The following is an 18,987-nucleotide window of genomic DNA, read 5'->3' on the forward strand; positions in this document are numbered from 1 at the left end:
TAAAACGAGAAAAATGAGAAAAACCCCACAGATACAAGAATATCTCCCACAATAACAATAAAGAGCGGAACATTCGACCACCCGAAACGATGGTCAAGTGCCGGAAGGGCAATAATGGCAAAAAAACATATGGCAGCAAACAGTTGTATGATCTTCTGAGTCTTCTCTTTCTCAGCTTCAGGTCCCGCCTTAACCCTGCGTTCCAAAAGTTTCGGGTTTTTTTCCACAGATAAATAGTAATCATCGCTGTTGATACAACAAAAAGAATCAAATAAACCCATGCTTGCCAGAAATTAAATGACCGGGTAGGGGCAAAAAGGAATAGCCCCAACATGACAATAAGCTGAATGAAGCCAAACAGAGTTTTTATTTTTAGATGGTAACTGCTTTTATCAATAGCATTCATTTTATTAATTCCGTTACTTAAAAGTAAAACGCTTTTGCGATTTTTGCCATTTAAACTCCTGGCTTATTAACGATACCTCAAGCCATTTTGCAATTATGCTCTCTGACATTTATTTTTCGGAACTGCTGTCTGCACTGAATTTAATTTCAGGACAAAAAGTTCTACATTCTAAAGCCCGGCGAGTATATTTCTCGAATCGATCTCATATTTCCGTTACACTTTCGCTGAGTCTTTCAACGTTTTATTATGTAGAGCCTGATGATATACAGGCTTACAATCAAGACAATGAAGTTATAAACAGCCCTGAAAATAGGGGTATACTGGTACTCGAACCATATTTCGATTATCCGCTCTATGGAAAAATAGAGCTGGAAAGTAGCCACAAGCGATAGCAGCATGGCAATGAGGAAAACTCCTTTTTTAAAGTTCTCCCCCATATCGGACAGTTTTTCCCCTTTTGTTTCTGGTCTCATATCAGCTGCTTCACTCACCCAAACCGCCTCCTGAAAACTGTTGCCGAACAGAGCAGGACTACAGACAATAACACGCTGAACCCTGGTGTTGCACTTTCTCCTTTTGTAGCTCCCTCTTCCGGGACCATTCCATCATCCTCAACGTTTTCGAATTCGCTTGTCTGGATCTCCCGAGCTTCAGTAGTATTTCTGTCTTTAATTTCAATTATGGGGCTGAGCTGGATATAACCCTGCCCGCGCTTGACTACTGTATCATTGTTCCAGATCAGAACTTCGACAATGTAATTGTACTGGTCGGGCATTGTCAGGTTAACGCTCCGGATAACTGTTGTCTCGGGCCTGATTTCTCCTGTCCGGGCCCAGACTTTATCCGCAAGGAGTCCCGCATCCATTTCCCTAACTTTGACAAGCATGCTGAAGTCCTTGCTGGTTTCCCTGCCTTCATTTGTCAAATATATATCGTTTTCAACAAGCACCCTGCCGTTTTCGACTTCTTTTACTCTGAAGTCCATTTCGGAAATCTCAAGCCCTATATCCTGTACATCGGCAGGCAGAGCAGCCAGATTATAGATTTTGATTTCCCCATTACTTTTCTGGGCACTTTCCTCAAACAGGATAGAACGGAGATCATATCCCCCGGTTTTCGGGAGGCTCAGGGTCTGACTTACTAATTTTGTCTCTCCTTCTTTCAGCACCCCCAGTTTTATCTCTTCCTGTACTTCAAGCAGCCCGCTTTCCCTGCTATACGCTTTAAGGAGAAGAGACGTATTTTTTGCTGTGTTTCCTGCGTTTTTTTCAATGTATGTTGTGACATTGAGATCCACGAAAGCAGTTCCTATACGGTCTGCCGAGATATCCATATCTCGGATATTGTAGTAGCTCTCTTCTTCAAAACTCCGGACGCAGCCGCTTCCGAAAGCAAAGGAAATAATAAAAAACATTAAAAATAAGATTTGAACTGGCTTAATTCCCAGTTTTTTCAAGATTCGTCCTCCTCTTTGACAATAATATCTGAAAGTATATGTTCTTTGCCTTCATGGACGCATCTTTCTTTCCTTGGAGAATTATTGGGTGAAAATTATTAATATGAACACATCGATATTCAGATAGGGAGTAAAATGAGGTGGTCAGCGCATGAAGAGCAAACTTTATAGAAAGATCCTCATCGCGACCTGTGGCTCTGAAAATGCCAGAAAAACAAACAGCCTGTGAAAGGATGAAAATCCGGAATTTAGGGAGAATAAATCCAGAATATGAGGGGTAATTATGGAAGGATGCATTGATACTGAATCTAAACTGCAGAGACGAATATTGATCGCTACCGACGGCTCAGAGACAGCAAACGAAGCAGCGGCTTTCGGGATGGAAATGGTTGGGTGTTGTGGGGCAAAAATATATGCCATATATGTTATTGATACAACACCTTATCGCTCAGTTTCGCTGGATAAGATATGGTCAAAAGAGACACTTGACGAATTTGAGAGAGCAGGGCATGAAGCAACTTCTTATGTAGAGAAAATTGGAAAAGCTGCTGGAGTGGAGGTTGAATCCAGGGTGCTTAGGGGACATCCGGTTGAAAAGATTATAAATTTTGCAGAAGATAATGATATCGATATGATCATAATAGGGTCGCTTGGAAAAGGCGGATATGAGCGTTTTGTGCTTGGAAGCGTATCTGAAAAAGTTGTAAGCCACGCAAAAGTCCCGGTTCTGGTTGTCCGAGAGCGGCATAAAAGTGAGAAAAAGTTGATACAGGCATAATTATTCCTGAATCGATAAATGAAACAATCTGATTCTGTTTAGAGTCAGGTCGTTGAATTAAAGCATTAGCTTAAAATGGATTAAATAAAGAGGATAGAGAGATTCTTACAAAAAAATCCTGTCCTCAACCGATGGTTCTGAAAATTCAAAAATCATAACTTGCCTGGAGCTTGAAATTGCAAAAAGTACCGGAGATGTGGTCTATTCCATCAATATTGTCTGCATCTCCTGTTGTTCTCCTATTATACCTAAGTTACTAACTGATGGTGTTTTTATGTTCTTGTAACCTATATTCGGATATATTTATTAAAAATGTTCTTTGGATAAATGGTGCATACTTAATTTGCTGTAAAATTTACACTATACCCTTCTTCTTTTTTGATTACTGTTTTATTCCTGTCCCAAATTTGACATACTTCCATAATTAACACAGTATGTTATTACAAAAACACATCATATCGACACAATTTATTTAGAAAAAAATGAAAAATATCAAAAATCAAAGAGCACAAGATAGAACTTTGAATTGGATGAAGAAAACAGAAGCTTGAAACCCATTTATACATTACAAAATGTATTCTTCTGCCAAATTCGGGTCAAAAAGTGTTTTTTTCTCTTACAAACCCTTATTATGCATGCTCTTATTATTTTTTGCAGCGAGCCTGCTCTATTAATAAGACAGCTCCATAGAACTGTTTTATGTAATCTATAATGCAATTTTTTCATATAACTTTTGTAACTATTCCCGTCTTGAAGATAATTGTGACACTCTTCACAATGTTCTTTTCTTACAGGCATTTTAAGTCCATTAAGTGACATTCAAGCAATTTTACATCTTAAACTACCTTTAAATAGAAATCGGACTTACATTTCAACGTGTTTTTAATTAATATCCTTGTATTTGTGGGCGGGCTCGCGTTACTCGTAAAAGGGGCAGACCTCTTTGTAGTGACCTCATCTTTGATTGCAAAAAGGTTTGGAGTATCCGAATTCATAATAGGATTGTCTCTTGTATCCGTGGGCACGTCAGTGCCTGAGCTGGCATCTGCTCTTACCGCATCTTTCCAGCAAGCAAGTGGAATAATCATAGGCAACATACTTGGATCGAACATTGCCAACATCGGGCTGATTGCAAGTACTGCTGCCCTCCTATCCCAGGTCAAGACCGACGAGATGATGTTGAGAAGAGATGGCTATATAATGTTATTTTCCTCATTTCTCCTTTTTCTCTTTATCCTTGATTTCAAAATCTCGAGGCTAGAAGCCTTTATTTTTCTGTTATTGTATTTTGCCTATCTTCTATTCCTGCTTGAGAAAGTAAGAAAGCACGAAGAAGAAATGTACTTTAAAGATTTTCTGAGCTATTTTTTTAGATTCGAATATCTCTTCAATTTAAAAGCAAGGATTGAAACGGGAATCCTGGAGAGCAGAGGAGCAAATGAAGTACCTGAAGTTGTAAAAACAAGCAGTGAAGAAACCGGGGAAAAGATTGAAAAGGAAATTAGAACAGAGTCGAAAAATGAAGAAATTTATATGGATATTGAAGCAGAAAACTTTTACAAAAGTAGCCTTCTAATTGAATTTTTCAAACTGATTGCGAGTGGAGTTGCAATCATCTTTGGGGCAAAGTATTTTGTTGAAGAGGCAATCTTCTTTGCCTTGTTTCTAGAAGTTCCGGAAACCCTTATAGGAATAAGTCTTGTTGCAATCGGGACTTCAATTCCAGAACTTATAGTAACCGTCTCGGCGGCCCGAAGCGGCTATTCAAGCATTGCTCTTGGAAACGTTATAGGATCAAACATTACTAACATACTTTTGATTCTGGGCTGCTCAGGACTTGTCAATCCTCTTATTATAACCGGGCTCAGTATATATTTCATAGCACCCTTCATGCTGATTATAAGTGCCCTGTTCCTCCTTTTTATCCGAACAGGCTGGAGGATAAAGAGGTTCGAAGGATTGATCCTTTTCCTGCTCTATTCAGGATTCCTAATTACGATCTTTCGCCTTGGATAAAACAGTGCCCTGATAAAACAGATTTTCCCAAAGTTTTCCTTCCTTCCCCAAACCTGAGATTACAGGGTTTTTCAGGAAAGAGTAACCTGCCTCTAAAGGCGTCTTAACTGCAGATCTCAGATATTTTCCAGGAGATATCGTCCCTCCAATTAAAAACAACATTTTGAAGTGTATGTTCTTTTGCTTCCGAAGACGTTTCGACCTGTCGTTGAGAACCATTGGATGAAAATTATTAATATGAATACATAGATATTCAGATAGGGGATAAAATTCGAGGAATCAGGGTATAGAGGGTAAGCCCTTTAGAAAAATTTTAATTGCAACTGATGGTTCTGAAAGCTCCAAATTTGCAGTAGATGCCGGAATTGAACTCGCTCGTCTCAGCTGGGCGAAAATCCAGGCAGTCTATGTTATTGATATTTTTGCTTATTCTTCGATGCCACAGGATCCCGGATGGGAAGAGGCGATGTACGCCCAGCTCAGGGAACCGGGTAGAGAAGCCTTCTCGTATGTTGAAACCGCGGCTAAAGATGCAGGGGTAGAGGTTGAAACCCTGATTCTTGAAGGGACCCTGCAGAAGAAATTCTCAATTTTGCAGAAAAAAGGATATTGATATGATTGTTGTAGGCTCGCTCGGGAAAACAGATATCGAACGTTTTCTTCTTGGAAGCGTATCCGAAAACATTATCAGGCACGCAAAAGTTCCGGTCCTTGTCGTACGTGCAAGGAACCCGTGAAAAGGATGGAAATCCAGAATATGGGATAATAAACTCAGAATATGAAGGGTAAGTATGGAAGAGAGTAACGAAAAATTTAAACCGCAAAGAAAAATTCTGATCGCTACAGACGGCTCAAAAGCTGCTGAAAATGCAGCGGATTTCGGGATAGAAATAGCGGGGTTGAGTAGGGCAAAGGTCTATGCAGTATATGTCATCGATATAACTCCTTTTGACTCAATTCTGATGGATGAAGCGTGGACAAAAGATATGTACGAGCAATTTGAAAAAACTGGTCGTGAAGCAACATCCTATGTTGAGAAAAATGCAAGAGCTGCCGGAATGGAAGCTGAATCCATACTGCTTAAAGGAAATTCGGCTAAAGAAATTTTGAATTTTGCAGAGAAGCAGAAAGTTGACATAATTGTCGTAGGCTCTCTTGGAAAAAGCGGAGTTCAAAGATTCTTGCTTGGAAACGTATCCGAAAAAATCTTAAGGAATTCAAAAATCCCGGTACTTGTCGTACGCGAGATTTTTAAATTTCCCAAGTTCGTCAGCCGTAGTCAAAGGAATGCAAAAGTTTAGGCCAATGTCTTAAGCGGAAAGGGGAAATGAAAAACCGGAATCCGAAATAAAGAGAGCTGCAATTAAGACTGGAAAATAAAAAAGAGAGACGTGAAGCCGTTGCGAAAATAGAGGAATCGGGAAGAGAAGCTAACATTCCGGTAAACACTGTTCTGCTACAGGGACACCCTGCCCCTGAAAAAAGAATAGCGGAACACAGTTATCAGGTGGAAAATTCAACAAAATAAGGGTGAGATTAATGTTGAACGAAAAGGTGGAAGAAGCATTAAATGAACAGATAAACAGAGAGATGTACTCGTCCTATCTCTATCTTGCCATGTCGGCATATAGCTTATCAGTAGGGCTTCCAGGCTTTGCTCACTGGTTTAGAGTCCAAGTAGAAGAAGAAAATATCCATGCAATGAAGCTCTTTGACTACATAAATAATCAGGACGGGAGAGTGAGATTAAAGGAAATTAAAGAGCCTCCGATGGAATTTGGAACGCCGATGAAGATGTTCCAGCAGACCCTGAAGCATGAACAATTCATCACCCGCTCAATTTATGAGTTGGTGGGCCTTTCCCTTGTGGAAAAGGACGAGAAAACAGCTTATTTCCTCCAGTGGTACGTTGAAGAGCAGGTCGAAGAGGAAGAAAATGACAAAGAAATTATTGCCAAACTTAAAGGGTTCGAGGAAAACAAAAATACCCTGGCAGAAATTGATGCAGAACTGGCAAAGAGACTTCCTCCTAAATAACTTGTCCGTGAAAAAGTGAAGCCCTTCAGTGTCGAGAATTTGCTGTAAATTAAAGCATCAACTTTCTGAAAAACAATTACCGAAGATGAAAAACCTTTCAGGAAGGTATCAGTCAGGTTTTAATATATGGAATATGAAAAGCACAGTGAAATGTTAAGCGACCAGGAACTCGATATCGTGAAAAAAGGCTTTGAATGGATCTCTACCCAACAAATTCAATCCGTAAAAGAACTTTCAAGTACATTATCGGCACATGCCCTTTGGAGACTTCCGAATCCATACATAACTCGACTGATTCTAAAACAGGAAAAAGATGGTTCCTGGAACTCATCAATCAGGGATACTGCCAGGGCCTGCTCAGCCCTTTCAACTGAAGGAATTGTATTCATGGAATCAGAACGATGGCTGCTTGCCAGAAAAAACAAAAATTCCTGGAACGAGGACATTTACGATACAGCATATGCCGTGGGAGCTCTTGCAGATATGGGGACTCAGGAAAGAGGCGGATGCAAATGGTTATATGAAAATTATTGCCCTGCCTGGGAGCAGGTTGGTACCACATCTCTTATCATTATGGCTCTTAAAAAACAGGAAAATCTGGCAGGAAGCAAAGATTTCGAGTCCTTTATCCGGGGAAAAGCCCAATGGATCCTTTCAAAAAAAGGGCAGGACGGAGGCTGGGAACACATTTCCACAAGCAACCTGGCAATACAGGCTCTTATTCTTGCAGGCTTTAAAGAGGAGATTGAAGATTCAGTCCACTGGCTCCTTGAAAATGTCCGCAAAAGCGGCGCCTGGGGAAATAAAGAAGATGATATAAATGCTACCTCTCTGGCTTTGAGTACTCTGGGGCTCTATAACGAAAAATAAGAAAACTGAAAAGAGAAAAATATTTTTTTTATTCAGGCGTTTCTTTTATTTATTCGTCTTTTTTATGTTGTCTCTTTTTTTATTTCTTTCATTTCTTTTATTTTTTTCAAACGGCTGTTACAGAGAACTATCTTCCAATAAATATAAATAAAAATTCAGTTTTTGTCGAAATTTTACCAATAAACATATATATTAAACAATATTATTTTATAGTACTAATTAAGATAACTATACAGGAAACAAAACACTTTGTTCAATCTATTTTGCCTAGGAGGAAACCTGATCATGTAGATCGAATGGACTCTAAATCCGTTCAGCCGGGTTAGATTCCCGGGGTTTCCGCCATATTTCTGAATCCTGGAATGGCGCATACATAACATTCCACTGAAATTTTTATAGAATCTGGAAGGTTTTTCCAGGGCCTATAAATTGTTTCTATTATTTGGGATTATTTTTATTTTCCGGGTAACTGTCAGTAAACTGCTGATTCCTTGCTTATATTCAGTAAGCCGGGATTCTGAAATACTCTTTCTTGGAAATCATCCGGGCTTTTAATTCACCAGAGGTGACACTATGGATAAAAAACCATTAGATATTCTAATATCCGCAACCGGGCTCTGGATGTCCAGGACCGGCATTCTCCACAAAATCAAGTATCATGAGGTCTCAAAGAGGAAAATATACATCGAAATGGCGTGTGGAGACCGACTTGTTGTGAACAACTCCAGGAGCTGCAGGACAGCCAGGGCGCTCAGGCACCACAAGTATAGAAAAACTTGCAAGCACTGCAGGATTTCGGATGAGGACATCAGTAACTTCCTCACAAAAATAAGCGAAAACAAAAGCAGCGTGAAAGTTAAGGTAGTTTCTGCTCCGAAGGTCAGGAAAGCCATGCCAAAATCAGTTTCAAGGGCTCCTAAATCTCTAGAAAATCCGGAATCTGCACAGGCACTGGTTAGCACATCCAGATCTGCATCCGCACCTACGGCTGCAAAATCAGCTGCATCTTCACCTGCTCCTGCACCAGCACCTGTTTCAGAACCACCTGTCCCAGCACTTACGCGAAGCCAGGTTGATAGGCTTGAGACACTCTTAAGTCCGAAGGACGAAATCTCTCTGAATACGGCAATACCTTTCAGGAAACTTGAATCAGAACTACTTACCAGAAGAAAAGAAGACCTGCAACGGATCTATACAGATGAGCGGGAAAACTATCTTGGAAAACTTGAACGCGATATTACGAAATTTTTCGTGGACAGAGGTTTTCTGGAAATCAAGTCTCCGATCCTTATTCCGGCAGAATATATCGAGAGAATGGGCATTGACAGCGATACAGAGCTTGCAAAGCAGGTTTTCAGGGTAGATAAGAATTTTTGCTTAAGGCCAATGCTTGCCCCAAACCTCTATAATTACCTGCGGAAACTGAATAGGGTTCTGCCTGATCCGATAAAAATCTTTGAAATTGGGCCCTGTTACCGGAAAGAGTCTGACGGCAAAGAACACCTGGAAGAATTTACCATGCTAAATTTCTGTCAGATGGGTTCGGGTTGCACCCGAGAAAATCTTGAAGCCCTTATCAGGGAGTTCCTGGACTACATGAAAATCGATTTTGAAATCGTAGGAGATTCCTGCATGGTCTATGGGGACACCCTTGATGTAATGCACGGAGATCTGGAACTTTCATCGGCAGTTGTCGGGCCAGTACCCCTGGACCGGGAATGGGGCATTGACAAACCCTGGATAGGCGCAGGTTTCGGGCTTGAACGCCTGCTGAAGGTTATGCACGGTTTTAAGAATATCAAGAGAGCTTCAAGGTCCGAATCTTACTATAACGGGATTTCAACCAACCTCTGAGCTGGAAAATCCGTTTAGAATAATGTGGAGTATGTAAAACGCATTAAAGATATTATAATGGCAAGAAACAGAATGGCAAGAAACAGAATGGCAAAAAACAGAACGGCAAAAAACAGAATGGCAAAAAAAGGACGGTATAAACTCAGAACGGCAAAACAGACGGAATAGAAAGATTAAAAATGGCAATTCTGCACGAATGAGGCTGGAATAAATATCAGGAAATCTATGAGAGGGTGAAATTTTGATCCAAAAAATGGCACTTGACGGACTTGACAGGTTAGGGGAAAAAGTCATTGAAGGCTTTCAATTATCTGATGATGATCTTAGGGCTCTTCTTTCCCTTGAATCCGAAGAAGAGCTTGAGAAACTTAATTACGCAGCGCGAAAGGTAAGAAATTACTATTTCGGCAACAGGGTATTTCTTAACTGTTTCATTTATTTCTCTACTTACTGTAAAAATCAGTGTGCTTTTTGTTATTATAACTGTAAAAATGAGATAAACCGCTACCGCCTGACCAAAGAAGAGATAAAAGAAACCTGCAAAGCCTTAAAAGGAGCAGGTTTTCATATGATTGACCTGACTATGGGGGAAGACCCCTATTACTATGAAGACCCGGACCGCTTCGTTGAGCTTGTCCAGATGGTAAAAGAGGAACTTGGGCTTCCGATAATGATCTCTCCAGGCGTGATGGATAAAGCAACTCTTCTCAAAGCCAGGAAAAAAGGAGCAAACTTCTTCGCCCTTTATCAGGAAACGTATGATATCGAACTCTACGGAAAACTGAGGATTGGACAGTCTTTCAATGGACGTGTCAATGCACGCCTTTTTGCTAAGGAGCAGGGATACTGCGTAGAAGACGGAATTCTCACCGGAGTCGGAAACGATATAGAATCTACCATTCTGTCCTTAAGAGGAATGGAAACAAACGACCCTGATATGGTCAGAGTTATGACCTTCCTGCCCCAGCAAGGAACCCCGCTTGAAGGTTTCAGGGAAAAGTCGAATCTCTCGGAACTGAAAATCATATCTGTTCTCAGGTTAATGTTCCCGAAATGCCTGATCCCTGCCTCCCTTGATCTCGAGGGCATTGACGGCATGGTTTACCGCTTAAACGCCGGAGCAAATATTGTTACCTCTATTCTTCCCCCCGATTCCCGATTGGAAGGCGTTGCAAATTACGACCGCGATCTTAAAGAGCGGGACAGAGACATAAAAAGCGTAATAAAGAGGCTTGAAAGCATTGGGATGGAACCTGCACAACAATCTGAATTTGAGGCAGTCCTGGGGTGTTAGATTGAAAACGATCTGTCTTGTAGGCGGGAAGCTGCAGGGCTTTGAAGCTGCGTATCTTTCTAAAAAAGCCGAAATGAAAGTGGTTATGGTAGACAAAGATCCGCAGGCCCTTGCTCGGAATTATGCAGATGAATTTCACTGCTTTGACGTAATAAAAGAACCTGAAAAGCTCCTTGAGCTCTCAAAAAGTATTGATGCCTTACTTCCTGTAAATGAGAACCTTGAATGTATAGAGTTTCTGAGTAATATAAAAGACAAATTCTCCTGCCCGGTACTTTTCGATTTTGAAGCTTACTGGATCAGCAGGGACAAAAAAAAATCAAAGGATTATTTCGCATCCATAGGGGTTCCGGCCCCCCAGGACAAACCTCTGGAACCGCCTTATTTTGTAAAACCCCCATGCGAAAGCAGCAGTGTAGGAGCCAGGGTCATTTATGATGAAGAAGAGCTCAGAAATCTTGAACCTGGCCTGCTGATTGAGGAATATGTAGAAGGAGAAGTAATCTCTTTAGAAGTCATAGGAGACGGAAACCACTTTGCTGTGGTAAAAGAAACCCTGATCCATATAGACGAAACTTATGATTGCCATATGGTAACGCCTCTTCCTCTTGACCCTTCCTTCAGGCAGATATCCCATGCTCTTGCCTCAAATCTTTCCTTAAAAGGGATTATGGACGTAGAAGCGATTTCCAGCCCTAAAGGGCCAAAAGTAATCGAAATAGATGCTCGTTTTCCGAGCCAGACCCCAACAGTCGTTTATCACTCTTCAGGGATTAATCTGATAGAACTCCTTTTTCGCGCCTTCACCGACGGCGTCGGGGAAATAAAAACCCTTCCTGAAAACAAATATTGCATTTACGAGCACCTCATGCTTGGAGAAAACGGGACCCTTATTCCTGTGGGAGAGCAGGTACTTTCCATGGGCAGTGATTACGGGAAATACTATGAAGAACCCGGCATTGAAATTTTACTTTGCAAAGGAGAAAAACCAGTATTTACCCTGGTTTTCTGGGGGGAAAACAGGGAAGAAACCGAGGCTAGAAAATTAAAAGGGCTTTCGGTTCTTAAGGACCGTTTCGGAGCTACCGTATAAAGGATTAAGATTTAGAGAATAAAGCATTCCCAAAAACAGGAAATGGAGATAAAATGGCACTTTTAACCCCAGAAGATTTGAAAAACATCAATAGGCAACTTCAGGAAGCCGATTCTGCAGTCCTGAGAGTAACAGGGCTTGACATAAAAGGAGTCTGCAAAGCTCTTTATGGTACCTCTCCCTGCTCTGAAAAGGTAGGCATTGTGCCTGTGACTTCAGGAAATGGGATTATAGGAAATTTCTCGGCTTCTCTGCATGCAATTACGCAGTATTTCGGGTTTGACAGTTTTGTTACGGACATGCCTGATGTAAGTGGTTACTACGAGGCTGTGCGGAATGAAGCGGAAATCATACTTATGGCAGATGACCATACTTTCCTTGCCCATAACCTCAATAATGGGAAAATAGCCAACAACCAGCCCTGCACAGGCATAATCTACGCTGAAATTATCTCCAGGAACCTGAAAACCGAATCAAAGGACGTACTTGTTGTAGGGCTCGGGAAGGTGGGTTTTCCGGGAGCGGCACATTTTGTGCATAAAGGCTTCAGGGTTTACGGATACGATGCTGACAAAGCACTCCTCGAAAAAACGATCTCCAATCTCGGAGTTATCCCTTTCGACCCCTCTAACCCCAGAAAGTTTTCCATGATTTTCGAGGCGACTCCATGTGCAAATACGATTCCGGAAGCTATAATTTCGGAGGATTGCGTGATTTCCACTCCTGGAATTCCCTGCGCAATTTCCGAGGAGCTTCGAAAAAAATATAACGTGCAGCTTGTAATGGAGCCCCTGGGGATAGGAACGGCATCAATGTTGTATTCAGTTCTATGAACAGAGTTGAATCAGCAAAGTTGCGCCAGCAGAGTTGCGGCTCTGCAGTGCGCGGTCCGTTTCGGTCGAGTTGCGGCTCGACGATGCGCGGTCCGTTTCGGTCGCTTCGCTCGCTCAAGCGGACTAATTTGTAGCATAGAATCGTGCTTTGCTCTCAAGCATGCCGAATGAAGAAAAAGTGAAACAAGTATCCTCTTCAAATTCAAGGGAGAATTTTCCAACCTATAAAAAATGCAACAATTTTTTTATACATTTGTAAAGTTAAATGCATTGATTGAGGCTGTTTTTGAGACTTGATTAAATTCTTAAATTTTCAGCAAATATGTGAAATTTACTTTTACCCATACAATTTGAAGAGGATACTGAAACAAGGTTAAAAAAGGGTGGAAATATAACTCCCACTAGAATTTATTTAGCTGTGATTTTGAGTTTTGTGATATCGATGGCGTTCTCGGGGCATATGCTGACACAGCGGCGGCAGCTTGTACCAAGGCATTTTTGGCTGTTGTATTTTGCGATTCTTCTGTCGTCTATTTCGACAATTTCAAGAGCGTCTTCAGGGCATTCTTTTACGCATTTGTTGCAGTAGATGCATTTTGTTACAGGGACTTCGAGGATTATGCCTATTTCTTTGAGGATGGAAAGCCCACCGGACCCTACTTTTTCTATGTCTTTACTGACTCGTTTTTCGATGATGGCATGTTCCAGTGTTTTCGGGAAGGGAGGCAGGCCGTAGAGTTCAAGCATCTGGTCATACATTTCAAGAGGCATGCCCTGGGTCCAGTAGGAGAGTTCGCAGAGGTAGAAGTGATTAAATGTTTCGCTGGTCGCCATCATGAGGTGATCGGCAGTGATTCTTTTTGCAATATTTATCACGTCATCCAGCCTGGACCTGTCCAGCACGAGTTTCCGTGCAAGAGCAAGAGATGTGTTTCCAAACTGGACGATTTTTTTTGCATAACCTGGAGTAGCTCCGAGTCTGCGGGCATCTTCAGCATCTACATAAGCTCCGGAAGCCCCTGACATATACGCGTATTCCAGCTCTTCGTACTTAATCCCGGATTCAACGATCAGAGTCATATGCGCGGCCCGGATTGCCCCAATAGCTTTTCCTGCTTCCTCTACATCCTTCTCAGTGATCTCAATTCCAGGGCCCAGAATCAGCTTTCCATTCGGAAGTTTAGGAGACTTCTCAATCAGCCCGCTTTTCAGTGCCAGAGCAAAAGCCGAGATGACTCCTGTTCCGGTGATTCCAACTGCCTCGCATCCATAGGCCTCTTTTATCTCACCTGTAACCGGATGGATCAAATAAGCGTCCTGTTTTTCCATCTCCTTATCAAGAACCATAATTTTCCAGTATTTACCTTCAGGTTTCACATCACAGATCGCGCCCGGGCTTGCAAGCATTCCGCAACTTATTCCCTGCCCTTCAATAGCGGGCCCTGCTGCAGCGCTTGCCGTGATGATCCTATCTCCGACTTTCAGGGCCATTTCGGCATTTGTCCCGTAATCCGTAACAAGCGAAGGTTCGGGCTGTATAAGGAAATCGGTTTCAAGCATCATGGCCAGCGCATCTGCCCCGATCTCATGTTTGATTGCAGGAGGTACAATAACCTCACAGTTAGGCAGGTCTTTATCTCCAAAAATCTCTGAAGCAGAAAACACACGGGCATCCCTGTTTACATTCTGGACTCCAAGCGTCTTCTGCTTATTTTCTCCGGCATAAGCCAGGTCCCTTATTTCCATATTCTGAAAAAGGGATAGCTGAATCGGATTTCCACAGACTGCCAGCCGTTCCACCCTAGAAAGGTCAACATCGAATTTCAGGAACATTCTCCTGATGGTTTCGATAATTACCGCATGAGCCACGTCCTCACCTGTCGTGATTGCAAAGTCCAGGTGGTCCATAACATTTCCCCCGGGAAGAGGATGGCCCATGGTTATGACTGTTTTTAAGGTCTCATTCGTTTCAAGGTCAATAAGCTGGGTTCGAAAACCGCTGGTACCCAGATCAAGTGCTATTCCATACATTTTTTAGATCCTCCGAAAATTTATATCGCTTTGAGGAGTCCGGCACCATAGACTGCCCCGGAAAGGATGGGATATGAGAGTTAAATTCTAATTCGACAGAGGAGGAGAATGCAATATTTTTAGAACTTATGAATTAGAACTTATAAATTATATAAACTATTACTCTGGTTGAGTGTCTTGATGCTGTCATTATTACCCAAATACTTTTTTAATCTGATACTCTTTTGCAGACATATTTTTGGGCATTCAAATATTACTTTCTTATTATTTCCATACAGTCCCCCATTTCCACTTTAAGTTCCTCATAACAATCTTCAAAAATTTTTTGATTACCGTCATCGAGTTCCAGGATTTTGAAATCGAATAATTCTGCAAATTCCCGGATAGAAGCATCGAAATTTTCAGTATATTCAAGCCCGGTATTAATCTTTGCAACCCTCTTGTAACCGATCATTTCATGGGTCTTTTTCATTAGTTTTAATGCTTTAGAGGGGTCACTGTGCAGCTTATCCAGTTGAATTAATTCTCTCCAACCCTTGCTATACATAGGAGTGAAAAGATATGTTCCGGCATCACTAACACTTTTGAGTATCCTTAGATAGTTATCGAATCCTCCCACAGTAGCTCCTATGCAGTCATCTACAATTCTGTGATTCTTGTCTTTAAGAATACGAACCGGGCATGGAAGAGAATTAAGTTCAAAATATTTTTCAACATCCCCAAGTACATTTCCACATAAGCCATAAAAGAGTAAAATCCCAGAAGAGAAAGGAGCAAGAATTTCTACGGTCTTATACACCTTCTTTTTTAACTCCTTAGGATTTGTATGCAGACCCAGTTCCATCACGTAGACCAGAACTGTATATTTATTGCACTCATTGTTTATTTTTGAAAGTGAGGAGATGTTTTCAAGAGGGAGCATTTTATACTGAATGTTTACTTTATTCAGTTTTTCTACGAATTCCCGGACATTTTCGTTTTCAATTACAAGGATCTCATCAATAGAAGAGTCATTTTCAAGAATCCAAACGATTTCATCCTGCATTATTTTGCATGAAATAATACTCATAGTGGGCATTAAAGATCTCCTCAGAATTATGTGCCAGAAAACTCAATTCTTTCGAGCAATAAATTGATTATATTAAGATAAATTATATTAAGATAACATACTTACTTACATATAAGTAAGTAATGGTTCGGAAAAAAAAATTAATCCTTCCATCCTAGATCGGATTTGATTAGAGAAATAGACCTAACAAGCGTTTTTCTTCCTTTAATGCTGGATAATTGCCTGGCACCCATTAAGGCTTCAACTACTAATTCTGCGCGTACATCTACAGGATCGGAAAAATTAAACTCCCCTTGCTCCACACCAGTGTTAAGAACTCTGGAAATCCAGGTCAAGATGTTGTCCAGCAACAACAAATTTTGCTTTTTAACCTTTTCCGGAAGTTCTTCAAAATCCAGGATCACCGAACCTGGAGGACAGATACTTTTGCCTTCATCAAACTCTTTCAATGCATAATCGAAATAATATTGAAGCTGCTCACGGGCTGAGCCTCCGGATTCCACTATTTGAGCAATATCTGCAGCTAATTTATTTCTGCTGGCTTCGAGCAAAGCTGCAACCAGATCTTCTTTCTGAGGATAATAGTGATGAATTGCTGCATTCTTTATACCCAGTTTCTGAGAAATGTCTTTGTAGCTAAATCCATTATAACCCTTACATTGCAAAAAATTCCTTGCATAATAGAGGATCTGTTGATTAGTCTGGTTCATATCTTTCATAACAACACATATAATGCTAATAAGTAACAAAATAATGCTCACCCATATAAAACTTAGTTATGCGTGCGATTCAGGAAAATATTTTCCTGGGAATATAGAAACTTTTTATATACTCAAAACAGGTCTGAGGTTTTATTTTAGATCGTTTTAATAGTTGGAATTTCATTTCTGATGTTTATCTATCATTACAACAATTACTTACTTATATATAAGTAAGTAACGATCCGAATAGACGAGGACTTAGAGCCTATCCGAATTTCAGAAAAATATTTTGAATTATTATATCCCACAATTTTCTTGCTATAGGTTTTGGAGCAAGAAGGAATTCCAAATTCATAACAGAAAGAATAAAATAAGTATAACCTTTCCAATTGCATCAATTAGTATTTTGAAGAACCATTATAAAAATCAACATAATATTAAACATTTCTGCCTGAATATAGAGGATAAAACAAATTTACTTGTTTTGAGTAAATTTTCAGCTTATCCCGGCAATTTAAGTGATAGTTATTTATAATAAAATCTTTAATTAAGAAATAATAATACATATTTATTTATACTATGGATTTTTGAAATTAGCACTGTCTATATAACTTAGAGAGGGATTATAGATGACAGAATACACACCAAAAGAAAGATTATACCGTGCATTAAGGAAACAGCAGGTGGACAGAATGCCAGCTGTTTGTTTCACTCAGACTGCAACTGTCGAACAGATGGAAGCTTGTGGAGCCTATTGGCCCGAAGCCCATGCAGACGCAACAAAAATGGCAACCCTTGCGGAAGCAGGACACACCGTAATTGGCTTTGAAGCCGTGAGAGTTCCCTTTGACATCACAGCTGAGGCTGAACTCTTCGGCTGCGAAATCAAGGCTGGCGACCTGAAACAGCAGCCATCCGTAATCAAACACGTTGTCAAAAACCTGGAAGACCTGGACAAGATAAAGGATTACAACCTGAAAGAAGGCAGAGTTGGATTGGTCCTTGAAGCCGTCAAGATCCTTTCCGAAAAATACGGAAAAGAACTCCCGGTTATAGGGTCCATGATAGGTCCTTTTTCTCTTGCCCAGCACATTAACGGAGATGCCTGGTTTGGAAACCTTTTCACAGGGGAAGACGTTGTCCCTGCACTTCTTGACTTTTGCGCGGATTTCAATGTGAAATACGCAAAAGCAATGGTTGAGAACGGCGCAGATACCATAGCCATTATTGACCCGACAGCAAGCTATGAGCTAATCGGTGGAGAATTCTACGAGAAGTATGCCCTTCCCTACCAAAAGAAGATCATTGATGCGATGAAGGAACTCGATGTGGCTACAGTTCTTCACATTTGCGGAAACACAACCAATGGCCTTGGAATTATGGACAAGACCGGTGTAAACGGGATCAGTGTAGACCAGAGGGTAGACATCAAGACCGCAACAGGCAACGTAGAAAATGCAATCATTATCGGAAACCTTGATCCTGTAGCTGTGCTCTGGAACGGAACCCCCGAAACTGTTGAGGAGGCCTCAAAGAAAGTACTCGACGCAGGCGTTGGGCTGCTAACCGCTGGCTGCGGAATTGTCAGCATGACCCCAACTGCCAACCTCCGAAAAATGGTCGAATGCGCCATCAACCACAAGTACTGAACACAGTGCTGAGAATAACCAAACTAAAAAGAAAAACAAAGTGCCGGCCCTGAAGCCGGCTTTATTTTTATACAGTTTCCCTGAAAAAACAGCCTTGAACAGGAGTTGTTCTTACCCTGAAGACTTGTTATTTTTCTGGAGAAATAGTCTGCTCTGGCACACAGAACAAAATCTGGTATTTAAAGATATTCATTTAAATCTTTTGTTAGTACTTGTGTTTTAGGTAGGAGACTCCATTGATTGAATTCAATCGTCGTAGCTTAAGACACCGACATTTATACCTGCTGCTTTTATGTCCATATATAAGATTTTAAGGAAAAAAGGCAAAAAAAACTAAATAATTAGCCCTAAAGTTCTAAAGAATTTTCATCTAGAATTTCCTGTGATATATATAAAAAACAGATATACTATTCATTTATATAGTATAATTTTCAATCTTTACGTTAAGGATTGAGCCTGAATATTCAGGACAATTCCAGGCAGTTCCAGCAGACACACTGTTGGGAAATTTGGGATATGAGTTGCTAATTCGACTGAGAAATAGACAAATTTGCAGTCCCCCGCAAATAAATTCCCCGGTACCAATGTAAGTAGAGAAGGAATTATTCACAAAAACCCGAACTTTGCTCGGGTAAGAAATGGCAAATAGTAGTGGATAATTTCGGCTATAGACAATTAGAAAAACCGTAAAGGCATTTCCTCGCGCCTAATGGCTGAGATATAAGGCAGCAGGGATCTGAACCAGAAATGAGAACCCCACGCAGATGCTTTTTTTAGCCAGCGGAGCTTGGGTATATATGCTTAAGCAATCAAACCTTTGCGGGAAGTCGTTTGTCTACATTGTACCGCCCAACAATACTGCACAGAACAGCAAGTCTCAGTGGAGGTTTACAAAAATGG

At 40.9% G+C, this 18,987-nt stretch carries 18 protein-coding genes and 1 pseudogene; 12 read left to right on the plus strand and 7 right to left on the minus strand.

The features are described 5' to 3' along the window. The 3 genes and pseudogenes from RG963_RS13375 to RG963_RS13385 all read right to left on the minus strand — a co-directional run. A pseudogene (locus tag RG963_RS13375) lies at positions 1 to 227 on the minus strand (isoprenylcysteine carboxylmethyltransferase family protein); the annotation flags it as partial. A gap of 412 nt (positions 228 to 639) precedes the next feature. Next, a complete protein-coding gene (locus tag RG963_RS13380; protein WP_310576781.1) occupies positions 640 to 897 on the minus strand; it encodes a hypothetical protein in 258 nt (85 codons plus the stop codon). Beyond that, positions 894 to 1,862 (minus strand): DUF7490 domain-containing protein, encoded by a 969-nt coding sequence (locus RG963_RS13385; RefSeq protein ID WP_310576782.1) that lies wholly within the window; start codon positions 1,860 to 1,862, stop codon positions 894 to 896. The genes RG963_RS13380 and RG963_RS13385 overlap by 4 nt, the downstream gene beginning before the upstream one ends. Positions 1,863 to 2,145: 283 nt before the next feature. Between RG963_RS13385 and RG963_RS13390 the strand changes: the two genes are divergently transcribed. After that, positions 2,146 to 2,640, plus strand: a complete 495-nt coding sequence (locus tag RG963_RS13390; protein ID WP_310576783.1) for a universal stress protein — start codon at positions 2,146 to 2,148, stop codon at positions 2,638 to 2,640. An 876-nt stretch (positions 2,641 to 3,516) separates the two neighbouring features. Then, the gene (locus tag RG963_RS13395; protein ID WP_310576784.1) at positions 3,517 to 4,656 is read left to right on the plus strand and encodes a calcium/sodium antiporter; all 1,140 of its coding nucleotides are present in this window, start codon (positions 3,517 to 3,519) and stop codon (positions 4,654 to 4,656) included. On the opposite strand, the gene RG963_RS13400 is transcribed toward RG963_RS13395, so the two are convergent. Beyond that, positions 4,630 to 4,875 (minus strand): hypothetical protein, encoded by a 246-nt coding sequence (locus RG963_RS13400; RefSeq protein WP_310576785.1) that lies wholly within the window; start codon positions 4,873 to 4,875, stop codon positions 4,630 to 4,632. The two genes, RG963_RS13395 and RG963_RS13400, sit on opposite strands and share 27 nt — an antisense overlap. 97 nt (positions 4,876 to 4,972) lie before the next feature. On the opposite strand from RG963_RS13400, the gene RG963_RS13405 reads away from it, so the two are divergent. The 9 genes from RG963_RS13405 to pylD all read left to right on the plus strand — a co-directional run bounded on the left by RG963_RS13405 (position 4,973) and on the right by pylD (position 12,637). After that, on the plus strand, positions 4,973 to 5,269 hold the full coding sequence (locus RG963_RS13405) for a universal stress protein (protein WP_310576798.1): 297 nt from the start codon (positions 4,973 to 4,975) through the stop codon (positions 5,267 to 5,269). Position 5,270: 1 nt separating this feature from the next. Continuing rightward, on the plus strand, positions 5,271 to 5,393 hold the full coding sequence (locus tag RG963_RS13410) for a universal stress protein (protein WP_310576786.1): 123 nt from the start codon (positions 5,271 to 5,273) through the stop codon (positions 5,391 to 5,393). Positions 5,394 to 5,447: 54 nt separating this feature from the next. Further along, positions 5,448 to 5,957, plus strand: a complete 510-nt coding sequence (locus RG963_RS13415; protein WP_310576787.1) for a universal stress protein — start codon at positions 5,448 to 5,450, stop codon at positions 5,955 to 5,957. A 238-nt stretch (positions 5,958 to 6,195) separates the two neighbouring features. After that, entirely contained in the window at positions 6,196 to 6,693 is a 498-nt protein-coding gene (locus RG963_RS13420) for a ferritin (protein ID WP_310576788.1), read from the plus strand. 126 nt (positions 6,694 to 6,819) lie between these two features. Continuing rightward, a complete protein-coding gene (locus RG963_RS13425; protein WP_310576789.1) occupies positions 6,820 to 7,563 on the plus strand; it encodes a prenyltransferase/squalene oxidase repeat-containing protein in 744 nt (247 codons plus the stop codon). Between the two features lie 573 nt (positions 7,564 to 8,136). Then, the gene (gene pylS, locus RG963_RS13430; RefSeq protein ID WP_310576790.1) at positions 8,137 to 9,417 is read left to right on the plus strand and encodes a pyrrolysine--tRNA(Pyl) ligase; all 1,281 of its coding nucleotides are present in this window, start codon (positions 8,137 to 8,139) and stop codon (positions 9,415 to 9,417) included. Between the two features lie 241 nt (positions 9,418 to 9,658). Next, positions 9,659 to 10,711: a methylornithine synthase PylB gene (gene pylB, locus RG963_RS13435; RefSeq protein ID WP_310576791.1), complete on the plus strand. Its 1,053-nt coding sequence runs from the start codon at positions 9,659 to 9,661 to the stop codon at positions 10,709 to 10,711. A gap of 1 nt (position 10,712) precedes the next feature. After that, positions 10,713 to 11,804 carry a 3-methylornithine--L-lysine ligase PylC gene (pylC, locus tag RG963_RS13440; protein WP_310576792.1) on the plus strand — a complete coding sequence of 364 codons (1,092 nt, stop codon included), beginning with the start codon at positions 10,713 to 10,715 and terminating at the stop codon, positions 11,802 to 11,804. Between the two features lie 53 nt (positions 11,805 to 11,857). Further along, positions 11,858 to 12,637, plus strand: a complete 780-nt coding sequence (pylD, locus tag RG963_RS13445) for a 3-methylornithyl-N6-L-lysine dehydrogenase PylD (protein ID WP_310576793.1) — start codon at positions 11,858 to 11,860, stop codon at positions 12,635 to 12,637. Between the two features lie 408 nt (positions 12,638 to 13,045). On the opposite strand, the gene RG963_RS13450 is transcribed toward pylD, so the two are convergent. From RG963_RS13450 to RG963_RS13460, 3 genes are all read right to left on the minus strand, one after another. Further along, positions 13,046 to 14,668, minus strand: coding sequence for a methylamine methyltransferase corrinoid protein reductive activase (locus RG963_RS13450; protein ID WP_310576794.1), 1,623 nt, complete (start codon positions 14,666 to 14,668; stop codon positions 13,046 to 13,048). Between the two features lie 253 nt (positions 14,669 to 14,921). Continuing rightward, a complete protein-coding gene (locus RG963_RS13455; protein WP_310576795.1) occupies positions 14,922 to 15,746 on the minus strand; it encodes a DUF1638 domain-containing protein in 825 nt (274 codons plus the stop codon). 131 nt (positions 15,747 to 15,877) lie between these two features. Then, complete coding sequence (locus RG963_RS13460; RefSeq protein WP_310576796.1) at positions 15,878 to 16,456, minus strand: TetR/AcrR family transcriptional regulator; 579 nt, start codon at positions 16,454 to 16,456, stop codon at positions 15,878 to 15,880. A 611-nt stretch (positions 16,457 to 17,067) separates the two neighbouring features. On the opposite strand from RG963_RS13460, the gene mtbA reads away from it, so the two are divergent. Then, positions 17,068 to 18,087 (plus strand): methylcobamide:CoM methyltransferase MtbA, encoded by a 1,020-nt coding sequence (gene mtbA, locus RG963_RS13465; protein WP_310576797.1) that lies wholly within the window; start codon positions 17,068 to 17,070, stop codon positions 18,085 to 18,087. Positions 18,088 to 18,987: the final 900 nt, after the last annotated feature.

It is taken from the genome of Methanosarcina baikalica (assembly GCF_031461075.1).
Lineage (GTDB): Archaea > Halobacteriota > Methanosarcinia > Methanosarcinales > Methanosarcinaceae > Methanosarcina > Methanosarcina baikalica.